Origin of the sequence: Stappia sp. ES.058, from assembly GCF_900105595.1 — a bacterium.
Classification (GTDB): Bacteria; Pseudomonadota; Alphaproteobacteria; order Rhizobiales; family Stappiaceae; genus Stappia.
In genome coordinates, this window is the sequence record NZ_LT629784.1 from 3570496 (window position 1) to 3591172 (window position 20677).

At 65.1% G+C, this 20677-nt stretch carries 18 protein-coding genes; 9 read left to right on the top strand and 9 right to left on the bottom strand.

What is annotated here, in order from left to right; genetic code table 11:
* Nucleotides 1-485 precede the first annotated feature (485 nt).
* Complete coding sequence (locus BLU32_RS16545) at nucleotides 486-1499, top strand: methyltransferase (protein WP_093808752.1); 1014 nt, start codon at nucleotides 486-488, stop codon at nucleotides 1497-1499.
* Nucleotides 1500-1520: 21 nt separating this feature from the next.
* On the opposite strand, the gene BLU32_RS16550 is transcribed toward BLU32_RS16545, so the two are convergent.
* Nucleotides 1521-2429 carry a LysR substrate-binding domain-containing protein gene (locus BLU32_RS16550; RefSeq protein ID WP_093808754.1) on the bottom strand — a complete coding sequence of 303 codons (909 nt, stop codon included), beginning with the start codon at nucleotides 2427-2429 and terminating at the stop codon, nucleotides 1521-1523.
* A 99-nt stretch (nucleotides 2430-2528) separates the two neighbouring features.
* Here BLU32_RS16550 and BLU32_RS16555 point away from each other — a divergent pair, with 99 nt between their 5' ends.
* From BLU32_RS16555 to BLU32_RS16565, 3 genes are all read left to right on the top strand, one after another.
* Complete coding sequence (locus BLU32_RS16555; RefSeq protein WP_093808756.1) at nucleotides 2529-4106, top strand: trimethylamine methyltransferase family protein; 1578 nt, start codon at nucleotides 2529-2531, stop codon at nucleotides 4104-4106.
* A 20-nt stretch (nucleotides 4107-4126) separates the two neighbouring features.
* Nucleotides 4127-6175: an NADH:flavin oxidoreductase gene (locus BLU32_RS16560; protein ID WP_093808758.1), complete on the top strand. Its 2049-nt coding sequence runs from the start codon at nucleotides 4127-4129 to the stop codon at nucleotides 6173-6175.
* 120 nt (nucleotides 6176-6295) lie between these two features.
* Nucleotides 6296-7114, top strand: a complete 819-nt coding sequence (locus BLU32_RS16565) for a MipA/OmpV family protein (RefSeq protein WP_093808760.1) — start codon at nucleotides 6296-6298, stop codon at nucleotides 7112-7114.
* A 101-nt stretch (nucleotides 7115-7215) separates the two neighbouring features.
* Here BLU32_RS16565 and BLU32_RS16570 read toward each other — a convergent pair whose 3' ends face one another.
* Nucleotides 7216-8058, bottom strand: a complete 843-nt coding sequence (locus BLU32_RS16570) for a pentapeptide repeat-containing protein (protein ID WP_172838584.1) — start codon at nucleotides 8056-8058, stop codon at nucleotides 7216-7218.
* 330 nt (nucleotides 8059-8388) lie between these two features.
* Between BLU32_RS16570 and BLU32_RS16575 the strand changes: the two genes are divergently transcribed.
* Complete coding sequence (locus BLU32_RS16575; protein ID WP_208976906.1) at nucleotides 8389-8847, top strand: L,D-transpeptidase; 459 nt, start codon at nucleotides 8389-8391, stop codon at nucleotides 8845-8847.
* A 538-nt stretch (nucleotides 8848-9385) separates the two neighbouring features.
* Here BLU32_RS16575 and BLU32_RS16580 read toward each other — a convergent pair.
* The 4 genes from BLU32_RS16580 to BLU32_RS16595 form a co-directional block, all read right to left on the bottom strand.
* On the bottom strand, nucleotides 9386-10402 hold the full coding sequence (locus tag BLU32_RS16580) for a patatin-like phospholipase family protein (RefSeq protein ID WP_093808764.1): 1017 nt from the start codon (nucleotides 10400-10402) through the stop codon (nucleotides 9386-9388).
* 52 nt (nucleotides 10403-10454) lie between these two features.
* On the bottom strand, nucleotides 10455-11237 hold the full coding sequence (locus BLU32_RS16585; protein WP_093811193.1) for a 3-hydroxybutyrate dehydrogenase: 783 nt from the start codon (nucleotides 11235-11237) through the stop codon (nucleotides 10455-10457).
* 149 nt (nucleotides 11238-11386) lie between these two features.
* On the bottom strand, nucleotides 11387-12178 hold the full coding sequence (locus BLU32_RS16590; protein WP_093808766.1) for a hypothetical protein: 792 nt from the start codon (nucleotides 12176-12178) through the stop codon (nucleotides 11387-11389).
* A 153-nt stretch (nucleotides 12179-12331) separates the two neighbouring features.
* Nucleotides 12332-13246 carry a hypothetical protein gene (locus BLU32_RS16595; protein ID WP_093808768.1) on the bottom strand — a complete coding sequence of 305 codons (915 nt, stop codon included), beginning with the start codon at nucleotides 13244-13246 and terminating at the stop codon, nucleotides 12332-12334.
* A 196-nt stretch (nucleotides 13247-13442) separates the two neighbouring features.
* Between BLU32_RS16595 and ispG the strand changes: the two genes are divergently transcribed.
* The 3 genes from ispG to BLU32_RS16610 are packed head-to-tail and all read left to right on the top strand — an operon-like array spanning nucleotide 13443 to nucleotide 16326.
* Nucleotides 13443-14714 carry a flavodoxin-dependent (E)-4-hydroxy-3-methylbut-2-enyl-diphosphate synthase gene (ispG, locus tag BLU32_RS16600; protein WP_093808770.1) on the top strand — a complete coding sequence of 424 codons (1272 nt, stop codon included), beginning with the start codon at nucleotides 13443-13445 and terminating at the stop codon, nucleotides 14712-14714.
* Nucleotides 14711-15592 (top strand): pyridoxal kinase PdxY, encoded by an 882-nt coding sequence (gene pdxY / locus BLU32_RS16605; protein ID WP_093808772.1) that lies wholly within the window; start codon nucleotides 14711-14713, stop codon nucleotides 15590-15592. The genes ispG and pdxY overlap by 4 nt, the downstream gene beginning before the upstream one ends.
* On the top strand, nucleotides 15589-16326 hold the full coding sequence (locus BLU32_RS16610) for a DUF429 domain-containing protein (protein ID WP_093808774.1): 738 nt from the start codon (nucleotides 15589-15591) through the stop codon (nucleotides 16324-16326). The genes pdxY and BLU32_RS16610 overlap by 4 nt, the downstream gene beginning before the upstream one ends.
* Nucleotides 16327-16355: 29 nt before the next feature.
* Here BLU32_RS16610 and BLU32_RS16615 read toward each other — a convergent pair whose 3' ends face one another.
* From BLU32_RS16615 to BLU32_RS16625, 3 genes are all read right to left on the bottom strand, one after another.
* The gene (locus tag BLU32_RS16615) at nucleotides 16356-17537 is read right to left on the bottom strand and encodes a murein L,D-transpeptidase family protein (protein WP_197673626.1); all 1182 of its coding nucleotides are present in this window, start codon (nucleotides 17535-17537) and stop codon (nucleotides 16356-16358) included.
* 191 nt (nucleotides 17538-17728) lie between these two features.
* Nucleotides 17729-18682, bottom strand: coding sequence for an acetyl-CoA carboxylase carboxyltransferase subunit alpha (locus BLU32_RS16620; RefSeq protein WP_093808776.1), 954 nt, complete (start codon nucleotides 18680-18682; stop codon nucleotides 17729-17731).
* 145 nt (nucleotides 18683-18827) lie between these two features.
* Nucleotides 18828-19676, bottom strand: a complete 849-nt coding sequence (locus BLU32_RS16625; RefSeq protein WP_208976907.1) for a DUF3108 domain-containing protein — start codon at nucleotides 19674-19676, stop codon at nucleotides 18828-18830.
* A gap of 487 nt (nucleotides 19677-20163) precedes the next feature.
* On the opposite strand from BLU32_RS16625, the gene rpmB reads away from it, so the two are divergent.
* On the top strand, nucleotides 20164-20475 hold the full coding sequence (gene rpmB, locus BLU32_RS16630; RefSeq protein WP_093808780.1) for a 50S ribosomal protein L28: 312 nt from the start codon (nucleotides 20164-20166) through the stop codon (nucleotides 20473-20475).
* Nucleotides 20476-20677: the final 202 nt, after the last annotated feature.

Below are 20677 nucleotides of genomic sequence, written 5' to 3' on the forward strand. Positions count from 1 at the left end.
TCACCTGGAGAGCGACGCCGACATCGCCGTCCATGCGCATCAGATCTATCTGCAGGCGGCCCGCTCGCATGCCATGCCGCCGGCCAATCTGACCTATATGGAACCGGACGAGCGCGCCCTGCTCGCCGCCTGGTACGAAAACGCGACCCGCTAGCACCGCACATCTTCAAGCACCCGTCTCCGGCCGGAGCCGGCCACCCGCCGCCGGGCGCACCAGCGACGGCGGCGTTTTCGTTTGCGCCATTGCCACCCGTTCCGGGAACGCTGCGCGAAAAAGCGGCGGCTGCCCGAATAACGCGCAAGCGCTGCCGCAAGGTGGATTGTTTCATCGAAACGTATTAACAAGACCATCCAGCCTTCCCCGGCACGCCACGTGCCAGTCTGGAGCGTAGCTGCTCCCGACAACGACAGAAAATTCGCAATCACAACACCGTTCCGGTCTTTTCGGGCCGGCGCGCGAATGATGACAAGGAGACGACAGACCGATGCCGACCCTTACGGAAGCGGAAGAAATCTCGGATATTGCTTTTGGCTACATGGGCTCGAAAGCATTGTTTGCTGCCCTTCACTTCGGTGTCTTCACGCAACTGGCCTCGGCACCGGCGAAGATCAACGACCTGGCCGCGAAGACCGGCCTACCGGGGGAACGCTGCCGCACGCTGCTGACGGCGCTGACCGCACTCGGCCTGGTCGAGCAGGACGACGGGATCTATCGCAATTCGCCCGCCGCCGAACGCTTTCTGGTCAAGGGCGCGAAGTATGACTTCGGCGATTATCTGCGCCTCCAGGTCGGCCAGCAGATGTATCCACTGATGGACCAGATCGAACCTGCGCTGTCGGGCGATCTGCCGGACGATGCCACCGCCTCCTATGCCGACTGGTTTTCCGATCCGGAGCAGGCACGGCTTTATTCCGAAAGCCAGCACGCCGGCTCGCTCGGTCCGGCCCTCGGGCTTGCCCGCCGCGTCGATCTGTCGAGCGCCCGCACACTGCTCGACGTCGGCGGCGGCACCGGCGCCTTCGCCATCACGCTGTGCCAGAATTTCCCGGAGTTGTCGGCGACCGTCGTCGAGTTTCCCAATGTCGCAAAGCTTGGCCGTTCTTTCGTCGACAAGGCCGGACTTTCGGAGCGCATCGCCTACCGCGATGGCAACGCGCTGGAAACCGAATGGCCGCGCGAGCAGGATGCGATCCTGATGTCCTATCTGCTCTCCGGCGTGCCCGATCATGCGCACACCGGCCTGATCGAGCGCGCCTTCGATCATCTCGCGCCGGGCGGTCAGTTGATGGTGCATGACTTCGTCGTCGACAGCGACCGCGCAGGTCCCAAGAACACCGCTCTTTGGCAGTTGCAGCACACGGCGTTCACCCCCGAAGCACGCTCCATCGCCGACGACTGGCTGGAAAAGCAGATGACGACCGCCGGATTTGAAAACGTCAGCGTCGAGCCGCTGATCCCGGGCATGACCAAGCTGGCGCTCGGCACCCGCCCCGCCTGAGTCCGCGCGAAATCACATCCCTCAGGTGTCGCGCTGGTCCAAAAGCCAGTCGCGGACCTGCTCGGCCGATGGCGTCAGGACGCGGTCGCGCGGCCACACCAGCTGGAACGGGGTTGCCGTTTCCAGCACGTGGTCGTCGACCGCGACCAGAAGCCCGCTTTCCACCAGACGGTCGGTCAGATGGGTCCATCCGAGCGCGATCCCCTGCCCGCCCATCACCGCCTGCACGACAAGCACATAGTCGTTGATCAAAAGCCCGCTGGCCCGCGACGGCCGCGGCAGGCCGACGCTTGCAAACCAGTCGCCCCAGTCCGTGCAGGGGCGATAGGGTTCCTCCAGATGGATGAGCCGGTGGCGGGCAAGCGCCGACGCGCTCTCCGGCAGGCCCTGCGCGTGCACATAGGCGGGACTGGCGACCGGCTGGATCCGCTCCGGTGCGAGGACCTCCGCGTTATAGGCAAAAAACCCGCCAATAACGCCGGAGCGTACCCCGAGCGGAATGTCTTCGGCTGCGATATCCAGATCGCGGTCGGAGGTCTGGATGCGCAGGTCGATCTCCGGCAGGTCCTGGCGAAATTGCGCCAGGCGCGGCAGCATCCAGAAACTGGCGAAAGCGGTCGAGGCGGAGAGCGTCACATGCTGTTCGGTCCCCAGCGCCCTGAGTTCCTCCGCCGACTTGCGGATCGTGCCAAGCCCGAGGGCGACATCGGCGTGAAACCGCGCGCCCGCCTCCGTCAACACCACGCGACGATGCCGGCGGTGGAACAGGCGCACGCGAAGCGTCTCCTCGAGCCCCTTCACCGCAAGACTGACCGCCGCCTGGCTCATGCCAAGCTCTTCGCCGGCGCGCGTGAAACTGCCGTGGCGGCCCGCCGCCTCGAAGGCGATCAGCGCGCTGGCGGAAGGCAGCATGTGGCGCAGGCTTTCCATTAGGTGAGCTTATCCCACGCATGAGATTTTTCCAGCATCACGAGAGGTTTTACGACAGCTAGGCTTTTGTCTGGAAACAGCAGACAGGGGAAACGCACCATGGCTGTCGCAGAGGTTTCGCCGCCGCAGGGCACTCGGGACACCACGGAGACCGCACGGCCCCGACGCGGTGCGCGGGATCGCCGCCGCGACCGGCGCGCGGCCGCCAAACTTGGCGGCCCGGCCTATGTCACGCGTGCAATCCCGCCCTACGAGATCCTCGACGAGGAACGGCTTTGCCGCATAGAGGCGGCAGCGGACAGGATCCTGGCCGAGATCGGCGTCGAGTTTCGCGGCGACGACGTGGCGGTGAGGCTGTTTCGCGAAGCCGGTGCCGGCGGGGAGGGCATCACCTGCACCTTCGAACCCGGCATGCTGCGCGAGATCCTGAAGACCGCGCCGGCGGAATTCGTCCAGCATGCGCGCAATCCCGCGCGCTCGGTGCGGATCGGCGGGCCGCACATGGCGTTTGCGCCCGCCTATGGCTCGCCCTTCGTGATGGACCTCGACCGGGGTCGGCGCTACGGCACGCTGGAAGATTTCGAGAACTTCGTGAAGCTCGCCTGGATGGCGCCCTGGCTGCATCATTCCGGCGGCACGGTCTGCGAACCGACCGACGTGCCGGTCAACAAGCGCCATCTCGACATGGTGCTTGCGCATATGCGCTGTTCCGACAAGGCGTTCCTGGGCTCGATCACAGCGCCGGAACGCGCCGAAGACAACATCGAGATGTGCCGCATCCTGTTCGGCGCCGAGAAGGTCAACCGCGACTGCGTGATCATGGGCAACGTCAACGTCAACTCCCCGCTCGTCTGGGACGGCACGATGACCGGCGCGATCCGCGCCTATGCCGCCGCCAACCAGGGTTCGGTGATCGTGCCCTTCATCCTGGGCGGCGCGATGGGACCGGTCACGACCGCCGGCGCCATCGCGCAGGCGCTTGCCGAAACCATGGTCGGCTGCGCGCTCACCCAGTTGGTACGGCCCGGCGCGCCGGTGATCTTCGGCAATTTTCTCTCCTCCATGGCGCTGCGCTCCGGCTCGCCCACCTTCGGCACGCCGGAACCGGCCGCCGGCTCGCTCGTCGTCGGCCAGCTGGCACGCCGGCTCAACCTGCCGCTGCGTTGCGCCGGCTCCTTCACCACCTCCAAGCTGCCCGATGCCCAGGCCATGCAGGAAAGCGCCACGTCGATGCTCTCGGCGGTGCAAAGCGGTGCGAATTTCCTGCTGCATTCGGCCGGCTTCCTAGATGGCCTGCTGTCGATGAGCTACGAGAAATTCGTCCTCGACGTCGACCAGTGCGGCGCGCTGCACAGCTATCTCGCCGGCGTTGCCGTCGACGACAATTCATTGGCGCTCGATGCCTTTTCGGAAGTCGGGCCGGGCAACCACTTCTTCGGCTGCGCCCATACGATGGCGAACTACGAGACCTGCTTCTGGGACAGCGAGCTGGCCGACAACGACCCATTCGAAACCTGGCAGGAAGCCGGCGGCAAGGACGCGGCCACCCGCGCCAACGCCCGCTGGAAAACGATGCTGGCCGACTATCAGGCGCCGCCTCTGGATCAGGCCGTGGAGACGGAACTCCTGGATTTCATTGCGCGCCGGAAGGCCGCGATGGAGGATGCGTGGTACTGACAAGAGGCGAGGGGGACGCCATGACGTCGAAGGATCCGCTGCTGCAGCCCTTCCGGCTCAAGCACCTGGAACTGCGCAACAGGCTGATGTCGAGCGCGCATGAACCGGCCTATTCGCAGGACGGTCTGCCGAAGGACCGCTACCGCCTCTATCACGTCGAACGGGCCAAGGGCGGCATCGCGCTGACGATGACGGCTGGCTCGGCGGTGGTCTCGCCGGACAGTCCGGCCGCCTTCGGCAATCTCCATGCCTATCGCGACGAGATCGTGCCCTGGCTGAAGAAACTCGCCGACGACTGCCACACCCATGGCGCGGCGGTGATGATCCAGCTCACCCACCTCGGCCGGCGCACCGGGTGGAACAAGGCCGACTGGCTGCCGGTGCTCGCCGCCTCGCCGATCCGCGAGCCGGCGCACCGCGCCTTTCCCAAGGAGGCGGAGGACTGGGATCTCGACCGCATTCTCGCCGACTATGCCGATGCGGCGGAGCGCATGCAGGCGGCCGGCCTCGACGGCATCGAGATCGAGGCCTACGGCCATCTGCTCGACGGCTTCTGGTCGCCGGGCACCAACCACCGGGAGGACCACCACAATGGGTCGCTCGACAACCGGCTGCGCTTCACGCGCGCCGTGCTCGCCGCGATCCGTAACCGGATCGGACCCGACTTCATCGTGGGGATCCGCATGGTCGCAGACGAGGACTGGGACAAGGGGCTGACACGCGCCGAGGGCGTGGAGATCGCACGGCGCCTTGTCGCAGACGGCCGGATCGACTTCCTCAACCTCATTCGCGGCCACATCGACACCGATGCGGCACTCGCGAACGTCATCCCGATCCAGGGCATGGCCTCCGCGCCGCATCTCGATTTCGCCGGAGAGGTGCGCGCCGCGACGAAGTTCCCGGTCTTCCATGCCGCCCGCATTGCGGATGTGGCCACCGCGCGCCACGCCATCGCGCAAGGCAAGCTCGACATGGTCGGCATGACGCGCGCCCATATCGCCGATCCGCATATCGCACGAAAGGTCGCCGAGGGACGCGAGCACGAGATCCGCCCCTGCGTCGGCGCCACCTATTGCCTCGACCGCATCTACGAGGGCCATGAAGCGCTGTGCGTCCACAACGCGGCGACGGGCCGCGAGGCGACGATGCCGCACGTCATCGCCCGCAGCACCGGCCCCTCGAAGCGCGTGGTCGTCGTCGGCGCCGGGCCGGCCGGGCTGGAAGCGGCCCGCGTCGCGGCCGAGCGCGGCCACCGTGTGACGGTTCTGGAGGCCGCGCCCCACGCGGGTGGACAGGTTCGCCTCGCCGCCCAAAGCCCGCGCCGGCGCGAACTGATCGGCATCGTCGACTGGCGGCTCGCGGCCTGCGAAGCCGCCGGTGTGCGCTTTCGCTTCAACACCTGGGCGGAGGCTGCCGACGTTCTGGCGCTTTCCCCCGACGTGGTCCTGGTCGCCACCGGCGGCCTGCCCGACACCGGCGCGCTCGACTTCGGCGCGGAGCTTGCGGTGTCCTCCTGGGACATCGTCTCGGGCGACGTCAAGCCGGCCAGGCGCGTGCTCGTCTTTGACGACAACGGCGGCCATCCGGGCATGCAGGCCGCCGAAGTCGCGGCAATCGCAGGGTGCGAGGTGGAGGTCGTCACGCCGGAGCGGTTCTTCGCGCCGGAAATGGGCGGGCTCAACCACGTGCCCTACGCCAGGCTCTTTCAGGAAAGAGACGTGCGGATCACCATCAACACGCGATTGTCCGGGATCGCCCGCGAGGGCAACGAGTTGGTGGCAACGCTCGGCTCCGACTATTCGCCGCAAACGCATCTCCGCCGGGTGGACCAGGTCGTCGTCGAACACGGCACGCTGCCGCTGGACGAACTGTATCTGGACCTCAAGCCGGCCTCCCGAAACCTGGGCGCCATCGACTGGTCCAGGGTGATCGCGGCACGGGGCGATCCGCCCTTTCCCGACCGCAATCCGGACGGCGAATTCGTCCTGGCGCGCATCGGCGACGCGGTCGCATCGCGCAACATCCACGCCGCAATCTACGAGGCGCTGCGGCTGACGAAAGACCTGTGACGCGCCGCGGTGCACAAGTGCAACACTTCCGGCAAATCGCCTGAGCGTTAGGGTCTTTGGCCACGAAACAGCGTATAACCGTCGAAATCAATTCAGTCTGCCGGAGCGGGCCTTCCCATCATGCGCAATTTCAAGCTTCTGACCGTTCTTGCCAGCGTCGCGACGCTGGCGCTCGCAGCGCCCGCCGGCGCGCAGGACGGGCTTGCCCCGCCGGACGATCTGCCGGTGCCGCAGAAACAATATGTGATCGACCTGGGTGTCGGCGCGCTGGCCAAGCCGAAATACGAGGGCGCGGACAAGCTTCTGGTCATGCCGATGCCGATCGTTTCCGTCGGCCGGTTCTATCTGCCGGGCTTCGGTCAGGTCGCGGATGGCGAGACCAAGACGCGCGGCGTCTTCTTTTTTCCCTCGTTCAATTTCGTCGGCGAACGCAACGCCTCCGACAGCGCGTCGTTGACCGGCACGCGCACCGTCGACTGGGCGCTGGAACTCGGCCTCGGCGCCGGCTTTCGCTACGACTGGTTCCGCGCTTTCGTCGAGCTGCGGCAGGGCATCAACGGCCACAACGGCCAGGTCGGCCAGGTCGGCGCGGACGTGATCTTCAATCCGATGGAGCGGCTGCAGCTCAGCATCGGTCCGCGCGCCGATTTCGCCTCCGGCGACTACATGGACACCTATTTCGGCGTGACCGCCGCCGAAGCGGCCGCATCGGGCGGCGTGCTGACAGCCTATAATGCCGGTGGCGGCTTCAAGTCGGTCGGCATCCTCGGCCGGGCAAGCTATGCCGTCACGGACACCACGGCCTTGCACCTCCAGGCCGGCTGGGACCGCTTCGTCGGCGACGCCAAGAACAGCCCGATCGTGCGCGGCGGCAATCAGGACCAGTTCTCGATCGGCGCCGGCGTGACCTATCGCTTCGCCTTCGATCTGTTCGACTGATCGACCCAGGCTCCGACATAACGCAAGACAAAAACCGCCTCCGGCAAAACCGGATGGCGGTTTTTTCCTGTCTGGCGTCATTCCGGCCGGGGTGCGGCGGGTCAGTTTCGCAGGTCGTTGCAGACCTCGATGACCAGACCGTCCGGCAACCTGGTGCTGGCATCGCCGCAGGCACCGATCATGCGCGCCTTGTCCAGCCCGCGCGCACCGGTGAGATCGGCACCGACCAGCCGCGTCCGGCGAAACAGCGTTCCCGCAAGCTGCGCGCCGGTCAGATCCGCGCCTGTCAGATCTGCGCTGGAAAAATGCGCCCCCGTCAGATCCGCATTGCGGAAATTCGCTCCTTTCGCCTCGATCCGGTCGAAGTCGGCGTATTTCAACCGCGTGTCGGAAAAATCGGTACCGGCGAGGTCTGCCCGTTCCAGATTGATGCCTTCCATCTTCGCCCCGCGAAACGACGCGCCATCGGCACTCACGCGCACCAGAAGCGCGAACCTGAGGTCCGTATCCACAAGGCTCGCCCCGGTCAGATCGGAATCGGACATGTCGGCATCGCGCAGATCGGCATCGTCGATACGCGCGGCGGAGAGGTTTGCCTTTTCCAGATCGACACCGCGCATCGACGCCCCTGTCATATTGGCGCCTGTGAGGTCGGCCCGCTCCACCTCCGCGCGGCGAAGATCCGCACCGCTCAGGTTTGCCTCTACCAGCGACGCCTCCTTGAGGTCGGCCTCGCGCAGGACCGCATCGGACAGGTCCGCCTTGTCGATGGAAATCCCGCGCAGTTCCGCCAGCCGCAAGTCGCACCCCGGGCAACTGCCGGTGTCCTTGAGGCGTTCCATCGCGGTTTGCGCGGACGCGGCGAGCCCCATCGGCAGACCGGCGCCCAGCGAGAGACCGACGATGGCCGAAACAACATGCGTGACAGAAAATGCGCGTCTCATGGGATCCTCTCCAGATGGTGTTCTTCCCCTAGGGGTGGTCTCTAATCTGGGTGCAAACACAGGCGATTGTAAGGGCAAGGACTTGCCAACACGTTGCCCTGCCGCCGCGCGTCGCTTCCGGCACACACAGGCTGTCGGCCGGCCCGCACCGGGAGGTACAGGGCGCACGCGCATCTCGTCGCGCAACGACAGACACGCCCGAAAGCGCGACCATCCTCTTTCGCGGTGACGCCCGTGCGAATCGTTTCGGTTTGAAGCGGCAAAATTGCGGATATACTCTGGTCCATACGCCTGGTGCAGGCGCGACGGCTGGCTCGGGAGGCCTTCGCCATGATCACATTCAACAAATTGCGTCGCCGTTTGCTGGCGATGACAGGACCCTTGCTGATTGTCTTCGCGATGGGCCTGGCGGGCGCGGACGCCCGTGCCTCAAGCCTGGTTGCGCGCATCGACCTGTCCGAACAACGCATGAAGGTCTATCTGAACGGGCGCCACACGGCGACCTGGCGGGTGTCGACGGCCCGGCGCGGATATCGCACGCCGGTGGGAACGTTCCGGCCCGGGCGCATGCATGCCCGCTATTTTTCGCGCAAGTACCACAATTCGCCGATGCCGCATTCGGTCTTCTTCCACGGAGGCTATGCCATCCACGGCACGACGGCGATCAAGAGCCTGGGGCGCCCGGCATCGCACGGCTGCGTGCGCCTTCATCCGGACAACGCGCGACGGCTGTTTTCGCTGATCAAGCAGAACGGCAAACGCAATGCGCGAATCGTTATTACCCGGTAACCTTTACAGGCCAACGACCCGCACGGCGGATTGACGCAAGGCTTGCAAAGCCTAATGTGCGGGTGAATGGTGCCGCCGACGCAAAGCGTGTCGGCGCAGGCTGTCAGGCTTCGCGGATCGGCTCTGCCGGTCTCGTCGGGGCCGGTGGCTTGAGAAGCCGGCGGGACGAAGGAAGATAGCGGGGTCGCATTTGCCACCTTCCCTCGTCCGCCAAATGCTGACGACGCACTACCTGACTATCAGCGTGCCAATCATGCGGTAAAACCCTTGCCAAATGGTTGGCACGCTGTCGTTTCAAGATGCGGCGCGCGTTCCGACACCCACCACAAGATATTGAAGCCGTTAGGGGTTTGCTAACCCTTCCTGCAGTGCATTTCGCAATGCAGGAGGGAATACGGTAAAGGGGAGGTTAACGGCGCAGGCGTCCGGAAGGCCTCCCCCGGGAACAAGCGTCCACGAAAAACGCGACGCCGCGAATCGCACGCGTCTCCTCATTGTCGCAAGCGTGCCCGCGCTGCCGGCGGAAAACGCGGTCCGCTCAGAAGAACTCCGCCCGCAGGTCGATGCTGGACCGATTGCCGATGGCGTCGAAGTTCTCCGCTTCCCAGTGTTGCGCGGCCCGGCGACCGATGTCGTGCAGATGCTTCAGGAAGCGCCATTCGGCATTGACCTTGGACGAGGACTGAAGCGGTTTCAGCCCTTCGGCGGAAATGCGGTGCATATGCACCTTCTTGTAGTCCTTGCGGTCGAGTTTTCCATCCTCGATCAGCCGGGTGACGAACTCGATCGCCCGCATCTCGCGCAGAAGCGTGGAATTGAAGGTGATCTCGTTCAGCCGGTTGAGAATCTCGCGCGCGCTCTTCGGCGTCTCGGCCCGTTCGACCGGATTGATCTGGATCAGCACCGTGTCGGATGTACCCGTTTCGCCGAACAGCGGAAACAGCGGCGGATTGCCCATGTAGCCGCCATCCCAATAGGGAACCCCGTCGATTTCCACCGCCTGGAAAAGGTGCGGCAGGCAGGCCGACGCCATCACGGCATCGAGACCGATCTCCTCGGCGGAAAAGACGCGGATCTTGCCCGAATGAACATTGGTTGCGGCGACGAAAAGCCGAATGCTGTCGCAGGCACGCACCGCCTCGAAATCAACGGTCTGCTCCACGACATCGCGCAAGGGATTGATGTTGAGCGGGTTGAACTCATAAGGCGAGGAAAACCGCGAGGCGAGATCGAAGGCGATGAAGCTCGGCGACATGTCGAGGCTCCATTCCCCCATGATCATGTCGATCGGCGTGCGCTTGATCGGGCTGAGCCAGGCCTGATCGCTGACCGCCTTCCAGAAGCGGTGCAGCGCCTCGCGCGCGCCCTCGCGTCCGCCCTTGTGCAGGCCATCCGCCAGAACGACCGCGTTCATCGCGCCGGCGGAGGTGCCGCTCACCCCCTCGATGACGAAATTCTCGCTCTCCAGCAGCCAGTCGAGCGCGCCCCAGGTGAAGGCGCCATGCGCGCCGCCCCCCTGAAGCGCCAGATTGATGGACTTGGGTCCCTTGGTCATGACGCGCCTTTTGATGCGAGGATCGTTCGACGGCAACCCGCCCGGTCACCCGCTACTGCGCGGTCCAGCCGCCGTCCATCTGTTGCAGCGAACCGGTGATGCAGGAGGCGGCGTCCGACGTCAGATACAGAGCCATCGAGGCGACCTGATCCACGGTCACGAACTCCTTGGTCGGCTGCGCCGCCAGCAAAACGTCGCGCTTCACCTGTTCTTCCGTGAGCCCGCGCGCCTTCATCGTGTCGGGGATCTGGCTCTTCACCAGCGGCGTCCAGACATAGCCCGGGCAGATCGCATTCGCGGTGATGCCGGATTGCGCCACTTCCAGCGCGACCGTCTTGGTCAGGCCGGCGATGCCGTGCTTGGCCGCGACATAGGCGCTCTTGAAGGGCGAGGCGACCAGCGCATGGGCCGAGGCCGTGTTGATGATCCGGCCCCAGCCCTTTTCCTTCATGCCGGGAACGGCGGCACGGATCGTGTGGAAGGCGGAGGAGAGGTTGATCGCGATGATCGCGTCCCATTTCTCGGCCGGGAATTCCTCGATCTTGGAGACATACTGGATGCCGGCGTTGTTCACCAAAATGTCGACCGCGCCGAAGGTGTCTGCCGCCTGCCCCATCATCGCGGCGATCTCGTCAGGCTTGGTCATGTCGGCGCCGGAATAGACGCATTTGACGCCGTGGTCCTTTTCGATGCCCGCCCGCTCGCGCTCGATCGCCTCGGCATCGCCGAAGCCGTTGATCACGACATTGGCGCCGTTCTTCGCAAACGTCTGGGCAATCGCAAGGCCGATGCCGGAGGTGGAGCCGGTGACAAGAGCCGTCTTGGAACTGAGCATGAAAATTCCCTTCGTCGCCATGGCCGCCCGACCAGTCCGGCGGCACGCCGGCGCTCATAGAACATGAGTTTCTATCGCACCGCAACATGGGCCGCGAGCGATCTCGCGACAAGACGCCGCGACAAGGATTTCCCGGCCGTTTCGGCGGCTCAACTCTCCGGCACCTGGGGCGTCCCCGGCCCGCCGCCGGACGGCATCTGACGTTCGCGCATAATGTAATAGCCGCCGGTGAGGATGCTGACCTGCAGCGCCGTTGCGGAGATCTGCAACGCAAGGGTGAGAATGAACACCGCGACACCGGCGAAGAGGCTCGCCCCGCCCGCACCGACCGCGAGCAGACCGACGACGAAGGTTCCACCGACGATCACAAGCGAAAGGCCGACCGCCGCGAAGGACATCGGCAATCCGAGCCCCTCGCTGTCGCTGAACGCTTCGCCAAAGCCCAGCGGTTCGTCCAGCGCGACGGCGGGAAGGACAAGGCTGAAACGCAATACCATCGGCAGAATGAAGAAGACCATTGCGGCAACGGCGAGCACTATTCCGATCATGCCGGCTGTCAGCAACACAAGCGTCGTGATGATCGGGATCACCATGGCCATCACCATCAGAATGATCTGCACGAATTTGCCGGCATAGCGCAGCTCGCGACCGCCGACGGCGAGATGCAGCCAGCCCGGCCGCTCCTCCATCAGCAGACAGCGGTGCCAGGCGACGGCAATGGAGGCGTTCCCGATCACATAGACGACCGCGAAGGCGAGCGAAACGACCAGATGGCCCGCACTGACCGTTTGCGGATCCTGAGGCGCAAGGCCGCTCACGGCCATCTGAGCGACCAGAAAGATCGCGAACCAGGCCCAGCAGATCTTCAGGAAGGTCTCGAAATTGGCGAAGAGCGCCTTGAACGCGCCGAAGAAAAGCCGGCCGGTCGTCTTGGAAATCATGCATCCCCCAAAAACGAAAACGTAAACGCCTCTTGCGCAGGCCAGCACCCGCGAACCGGTTGAAACCGGGTTGCACTATCCCAACCCTTGCGCGCATCGGCAAGCGTTCCACCGCGAAAACAATGGATGTCGCTCCTGTGCCGGCGCGGGTCGTCAGCCGCGCCGCTTGTCCGAGAGACCGCGCACGGCATCCACCGCGCGCGCCGCCGTTTCGCGCGTCGCCTTGCGGCGGCGCACTTCAGCCTCGGCCAGTTCCGCCGCCTTCAGCCCGGCTTGCGCCGCGAAGCGCTCGCGCGCCAGTGCGTAAGCCGTCGTATGCAGGCTGGCGAAGAGCCAGGTGACGATCACCATCGCCCCCATGGGAAACAGCGCGGAGCGCACTTGCGCGAGCGCGCCCATGTCGCTGACCAGCGCGCCAAGCACCATGAGCACCAGCGACCAGATCCAGACGCCAAGGCCGGCAAGCAGCGTGATCACAAGCGCGGCAACGGCCAGCGCCCAGCCGATGCCCCGTGTCAGCGCCCAGGACTCCTTGAACGTCATGTCGTCGTCGAGGGCGGCCGCCGGCAGCACCAGCGAGATGCGCTGCACCAGCATCAGCGCCACGAAGGGCGCGGCAACGAGCGCGAAGATGCCGAACGGCCCCAGCAGCGGCACAAGCACACCCGCGATCAATACGAGCGGAAGCAGGATCAGCACGCCGAACAGTGCAAGAACCGCGAGTTTCCAGGCGACACGAAAATTCCGCGCGCCGAAGGCGAGCGGAAATTCGCGCCTGCCCAGCAAAATGCGCCGCAGATAGGCGACCCCGATGGAAAAGCCGGCAAGCAGATTGGCAATCACGGCCAGCAGCCGCAGCGCGGCTTCCCGCTCGGCGGTCTCGGTTCCTTCGACGATGGGCTCCATCATGTAGGACCCGGTGGTGAAGCCCTCCGCCGGCATCAGCGCGGAACTGATCGCCACGTTCAGCAAGACGAGAAGGAGCATGTAGCCCCAGCCAGACGCGAACAGCGTCGCAAGACGCTTGCGCGCCAGATCGAGCGTGCGGCTCAGAACCACCAGAAGCATGCCTGTCTCCCCGTTTCCTTTCAGATGCGGGTTTGCACAGTCCGGGTCAAGGCGTGGCGCGCGCCCCTTGCGCACAAGGGTGGCGCGCCCTATTCAAACGGCGTTAGTCTGCACCTAAGATCCGTGAGGGTTTCGCGCGGGCGCAGCGGCCGAATGGCCCTCTGGACGGATCGAACGCCATGACTGGATTGACCCCATGAAAAGCGATCTCCACAGCCACAGCGAACGCAGCGGACCGGCGCCGCGCCGGGTCTCGGTTCCCGTCAAGGTCGGCTCCGTCACGGTCGGCGGCGGCGCGCCCGTCGTCGTCCAGTCGATGACCAACACCGACACGGCCGACATCGACGGCACCGTCGCCCAGGTCTCCGCGCTGGCGGAGGCGGGCTCTGAAATCGTGCGCATCACCGTCGACCGCGACGAGGCGGCGGCCGCCGTTCCGCGGATCCGCGAGCGGCTCGACCGCATCGGCTGCCACGTACCGCTGGTCGGCGATTTTCATTACATCGGCCACAAGTTGCTGGCCGATCATCCTGCCTGCGCCGAAACGCTTGCCAAATACCGCATCAATCCCGGCAATGTCGGCTTCAAGGACAAGCGCGACCGCCAGTTTTCCGACATCATCGACATCGCGCTGAGATACGACAAGCCGGTACGCATCGGCGTCAACTGGGGCTCGCTCGACCAGGAACTCCTGACCCACCTGATGGATGAAAACGCGAAGCTCGACGCACCCGCGCCCGCCGACGCGGTGATGCGCGAGGCGATCATTCGCTCGGGTCTTCTCTCGGCGGAGCGCGCCGAGGACCTCGGCATGGGGCGCGACAAGATCATCCTGTCGGCCAAGGTCAGCCAGGTCCAGGACCTGATCTCGGTCTACGCCGATCTGGCGGCACGCTGCGACTACGCATTGCACCTCGGCCTCACCGAGGCCGGCATGGGCACCAAGGGCATCGTCGCTTCGGCTGCCTCCATGGGCATCCTGCTGCAACAGGGCATCGGCGACACGATCCGCGTGTCGCTGACGCCGGAACCCGGCGGCGACCGCACCCGCGAGGTGCAGGTGGCACAGGAACTCCTCCAGGTGATGGGCTTTCGCTCCTTCGTGCCGATCGTTGCCGCCTGTCCGGGCTGCGGGCGCACCACCTCCACGGTGTTCCAGGAGCTGGCCCAGGACATTCAGGACAACCTGCGTGTCTCCATGCCTGTGTGGCGGGAGAAGTATCCCGGCGTCGAGACGCTCAATGTCGCGGTGATGGGCTGTATCGTCAACGGACCGGGCGAGAGCAAGTTCGCCGACATCGGCATCTCGCTGCCCGGCACCGGCGAAACGCCCGCCGCACCCGTCTTCGTCGACGGCAAGAAGGTCACGACCTTGCGCGGCCAAAACATCGCCGACGATTTCAAGAAGATGGTCGACGACTACATCGAGACGCGTTTCGGCGGCGACGCCCGGTCCGCCGCGGAATGACCGCATCCGCACCGCAATCCGCCCGGGCGGATATTCTCGTCGTCAATTCCCAGGTCGTTCGCGGCGCCGTTGGCGGACGAATCGCAAGCTTCGCACTGGAGCGTCTCGGCCACCGGGTCTGGTTCCTGCCGACCGTGCTGCTGCCGTGGCACCCGGGGCAGGGGCGCGGAGAGCGTCATGTCGCCGACGACGTCACCTTTTCCGCCCTCGTCGACGACCTGATCGGCGCGGACACGCTTTCCAACATCGGCGCCGTGGTCTCCGGCTATCTCGGCAGCGCCGCCCAGGCCGGCAACATCGCCCGGCTGGTCGCGGCCGTGCGCAAGGACAATCCACAGGCGCTCTACGTCTGCGACCCGGTCAGCGGCGACCGCGCCGGTCTTTACGTTGCCGAGGAAACGGCGACAGCGCTGCGCGACTCGCTGCTGCCGGAAGCCGACATCGCGACGCCGAACCTTTATGAACTGGAATGGATGTCCGGGCGCAGCGTCACGACGGAAACGGACGCGATCTCGGCGGCCCGGTCGCTCGGCCCAGCGCGGGTGCTGGTCACCTCGGCACCGGCCATGCGGCGCAACTCCGTTTCCAACCTCCTGGTGAGCGACAGGGCCGCCATCGCCGCCGAGCACGGCGCTATCGCCGATGCGCCGAATGGCACCGGGGATCTGATGGCCGCCCTGTTCACCGCCAATCTTCTGGCCGGACAACCGGACGAGGCGGCGCTCAAGCGCTCCGCCGCCTCGGTGTTCGAATTGGTCGCGCGGTCGGTCAAACGCGGCGCCCGCGACCTGCTGATCTCCTACGAGCAAGCTGCCCTGGTGCAACCGATGGCGCTTGTCTCGAGCCGGCGGGTGATGGTCGCCCCGATCCGCGCGTGAGTGGCAATGCGACAGCCCGGCGGATTGCCGGCGTCGATGGTTGCAAGAAAGGCTGGATCGTCGTCACCCGCGATCTTGACGGCGACACCGCGCCGACCATCGCCGTCGTCCCGCATTTCCGCGACATCCTTGCCGATGAGACGCTTGACGTAATCGCCGTCGACATGCCGATCGGACTTCCCGAAAAGATTGGCGCCGGAGGGCGGGGACCGGAACGCTGCGTGCGTCCGCATCTCGGCATGCGACAGTCGTCGGTGTTCTCCATGCCCTCGCGCGCCGCCGTCTTCAGCGACGAATACCGAAAGGCCTGCGAGACAGCGCTTGCCACCTCCGACCCGCCGAAGAAGGTCTCGAAACAGGCATTTTACCTGTTTCCAAAGATCCGCGAGATCGACGCGCTGATGACCACGGAGCTTGAGGCCCGCGTTTACGAGGTGCACCCCGAGCTCGCCTTCTGGCGGCTCAATGGCGGTGCACCGATGAGCCTGCCGAAAAAGGTGAAATCACGGGCGAACCCGGCCGGACTGGAAGAACGCAAGACACTTCTTGAGGCCAATGGTTTCGAACGCGCCTTCCTCGATCAGCGCCCGCCGAAAGATGCCGGCGTGGACGACCTCATCGACGCCTGCGGCAGCGCGGCGATCGCCGAACGCATCGCCAAGGGACAGGCAACGCCATTTCCGAATGCGTTCGAACGCGACGCGAAGGGCCTGCGAATGGCGATCTGGGCCTGACGGCCCGTCCGGTATCATCACCCGGGTTTTTAGTCCGGCTTGACGGCAGGGACCGGCGCATCGGGATCTATAGCGCCGGTGGTTTGGCTTTCAGCGCTTGTGCCACCGGAAAAGATCCGGCTGAAGAACCCGCCGCCTTCCTTCTCGGGCGCCGGCGCGAACGCGGTCTGACTGGCAGGCTCGCCCGCATCGGCGACAGGAGCCGGCGCGGCATCGGTCGCCGTCGTGGCGGCTGTGGCCGTCACCGGAGCATCCGCGGCAGGGTCGACAGGAGCGGCATCGTCATCGCCCCCGCCAAAGATCGCGGCGATCTGCGCCTTGCGCTTTTCAGCCCGGACTTCCGCTTCCGCGATCTGCCGGACCTTTTCCTCGTCGCGCTGCTGCATCTTGTTGACGGCAACCTCGACGCTGTCGGGAATGTCATAGGCGGGACATTTCGCTGTGGCGCGGAAGGGAACCCCCTCCACCAGCGGCGTGGCGTCGAAGACATACTGCTTTTCGCAGACCTCGACCTTCGGCGGGACCCTGGTCACTTCGAAGTGATCGTGCCCGCGCTTCAGCATCTTCCAGAAATCGTAGTGTTCGTTGTCGCGGTGCTTGGCCATGTTTTCCGCGGTCATGTGGAAGGGGAAGGCCTGAACCTGGAACGAGCGCTGCCCGCCGGCGAAGCTCTCGCGCGCAAGGGCATAGATATCCTGGACCTGGGCATCGGTCATCGCGTAGCAACCGCGCGAGGAGCAGGCGCCATGCACCATGAGGTGCGAGCCGGTGCGGTTGTACGCCCGGTCATAGCGGTTCGGATAGCCGAGATTGAAGGCAAGGTGATAGCTGGAATTCGGATTCATCAGGGCTGGCGTGATTTCATAGAAGCCCTCGGGCGCCTGCCGGTCGCCTTCCTTGAACTTCGGCCCGAGCTTGCCCGACCATTTGCAGATCTCGAAGGTCTCCAGCAGCGCATAGCGGCCCGTCTTGGTCTGTTTCCAGACCTCGAGCTCGGACTCCTGCTTGAAGATGCGCAGCATGATCGGGCTTTTGGTGTTCATGCCAAGGCGCGTGATCTCGCGCTTGACCTCGGCGCTGACCGGGCGCTTGTGCTTGGGCCCGTAGCCAAGCTCGTCCGCCTGGCAGGCGGCGAGCAGCCCTCCCGCCAGCGCCAGCGCCGCCACGGTTTTCCAAGATGTCCAGCCGTATCGCGCGAAGCCCTGCGCCATGCCGATTACCTGCCTCAGCTTTCGATGCCCGCAAGAATGCGGTCTATTCAATGAAAAAGGCTAGTCACAGAGCGTTTACCATCCGTTACTCCGCAAAAAACGGAGCACGCGCACGCCCTGCAATCTCGTGCTGACTCACAATTCTGGCGTTTTGGCGGCAGTGCCGCCCGCCTGACGCGGCTTTCGCATGCCTAGAGGCTGCGACCGATCGTCAGAAACTTCTTGCGCCGCTGTGCGCGCAACTCCGCGGCGTCCATGCCCTCGAAGCGAGCCAGCGCCGTATCGATGGCCTTGCCCGCCCGATCGACCACGATTTCATGCGCGCGATGCGCCCCGCCCAGCGGCTCCTCGACGATTTCGTCGATCACCTTGAGCTGCATGAGGTCCTGTGCGGTGATCTTCATATTGGTGGCCGCATCCTGGGCCCGCGCGCTGTCGTGCCACAGGATCGAGGCGCCGGCCTCCGGCGAGATCACGCTGTAGATCGCATGCTCCAGCATCGCCACATGATTGGCCGTCGCGATCGCGATCGCGCCACCCGATCCGCCCTCGCCAATGACAAGCGCGACATTGGGAACGCCAAGCCCCAGGCTTGCATCCGTGGACCGTGCGATCGCTTCCGCCTGGCCGCGTTCTTCCGCGCCGATACCGGGATAGGCGCCCGCCGTATCGACGAATGTGACGAGCGGCAGGCCGAAACGTTCCGCCATCCGCATGATGCGCACGGCCTTGCGATACCCTTCGGGCCGCGCCATGCCGAAATTATGCGTCAGGCGCGACTGTGTGTCGGCGCCCTTTTCCTGCCCGAGCACGGCCACGGACCGACCGCGAAACCGGCCGATGCCGGCGATGATCGCCGCGTCCTCGGCATAATTGCGGTCGCCGGCGAGCGGTGTGAAGTCCTCGATCAGCCCGGCGATGTAATCCAGGGCATGCGGACGGTCGGGATGGCGCGCGACCAGCGTCTTTTGCCAGGGTGTAAGCCGGGAGTAGAGATCGCGAAGCGCCTGTTCGGCCTTTTTTTCCAGCCGTTCGATCTCGTCGGACACTTCGACGGTTTCGCCGGTTGCCGCAACGGCCCGCAATTCATGAACCTTGCCCTGAAGGTCGGCGACGGGCTTTTCGAACTCTAGAAAACTGTGCATTGCAAGTGGGTCCAGACGCTGTGCGGGACGGACCAATCCATCCCGCGCGGATTGCGGCGCGACACTGGCGAGGCCGGCCCGCCCTGTCAAGACGTGCAGATTGCACTATGACGCCACGAACGGCGTGCGGGAAACCGCGCGCCCGTCAGCGGGCGGCCTGGTCGCGTCCGCCGGAAATGTCCAGTTTGCGCGGCTCGACCACGAGCGTACCGCGTTTCGTTCCCATGGAAATGCGATAGGGAACGAACACGCGACCCGACCCGATGGGCGCAAGCCAGGCTTCCATCTTGCGGTTCTCGGCCATGTATTTCACCGAGGCCCGTGACGGGCGATGACCGGCCACCGGGATCCAGCGCGCGGAACACACCACCACCTTGCCGTCGTAGCCGCGCCCGGACACGTCCTTCATGCCCTTGTAGCTCAACTGGATATCGAAACGCGTCCAGCCGTCAAAGATCGAAAGCCGGCGCTTGCACACCGACGCATCGGGTTTTCCCCCGGCCGCCTTCACCGGCATCAAGATGGCGCTCAACGGATCGACCACGTTTCGCTTGTGCTTGGAACGCACCTTGATCCGCTCGGGGTTGGGCTTGAAGGTCGGCGTCACGCGCATCTTGCGCACCCGGCCCGACCCTTGTGCCAGATCGACGAAGAAATCCCGGTCGGCGGCGCGCGATGCCATCTTGTAGCGCGCGGGAACCACACCGCTCCCCGATACCCAGCCGGATGCCTCGGCACCGCCCTTGCCGGTCGAGAACAGCGTTCCGATGCCCGCCGGCGCCATGCCGATCTTGGCCGAATAGGCATTCTTCTGCAGCACCAGCGAAAGCGATCCGCGCGCGATCTTGAAGCCGGAAACGGAGATATCGTAAACGCCGCCAAGCCGCGTCGTTTCCGCCTGGACAGCGGACGCCATCGCGGCAAGAGCGCTGCCTGCAATCACAGGAGCGACAAGCCGCATCGAGCGGCGGAAGAGGCACATTATCCTGGACATCGGATCCTCACACGGCGCACGGCCCCATCGGCCGGACATCACAACGCTGCAGTCATCGCCGCCACGGCCCATCATGACGTGCCGTGACGCGAACGACGCCAGGAAACGACCAAGGGACCGGGACACCGGTTGCGGACCGGTACGAAACCGGTCTTGGAATTCTGCGCGAACCCGCGGATTTTGCAAATCGCCTCGGGTCCGTTGACCGATTGTGTCGTCCTACGGTAACCGCATGGTTAATGGACCGCAAATGATTGCATTACGCACCGTACGATCGGGCGGGATGCGCGTTCCGTGCCCGGATGCGCGCATGATGCCTTGACGGCGGCGGCGATGACCCTTATAGCAAGCCGACTTTTCATCCAATGCCGGTCACGTGCGCCGGACCATACGGGTCTGCGAAAGTCTGGTATTCCCGCAGCCGGGGTCTGAACCCCCGCATCGTAACCGCCCGCGCCTCATGCGGGCAAGAAACAAAAGGTGTCCCATGGCCCGCCGTTGCGAACTGACCGGCAAGGACGTGATGACCGGCAACAACGTCAGCCACGCCAACAACAAATCGCGCCGCCGGTTCCTCCCGAACCTGTGCAACGTGTCGCTCCTGTCGGATGCGCTTGGCGCAACCTACAAGCTGCGCGTCAGCGCGCATGCGCTGCGTTCGGTAGAGCACCGTGGCGGTCTTGACGCATTCCTGCTGAAGGCAGCCGAAAGCGAATTGTCGCCGAAAGCGCGCATTCTGCGCACCGAGATCAAGCGCCGCCTGGCGGACACCGCCGCTGCGGCTACGGCCGCCGCCTGATCAGGCTTCCGCAAGGCGCGCTTCCGGCAGAAGGCGGCGCACATTGCGCCGGTCAGGGGCCGATCGAGACGAATGCGAAAGAGGCGCCGCGCGCCTCTTTTTGCCGTTCTGGCCTCGCGTTTTCGGGTGCAGCCCGATGTCCGGCCCGCATTTGCAGCAGCGCTGCGACCGGCTTTAAGACCCGCCCGATCCGGCAGTCCGC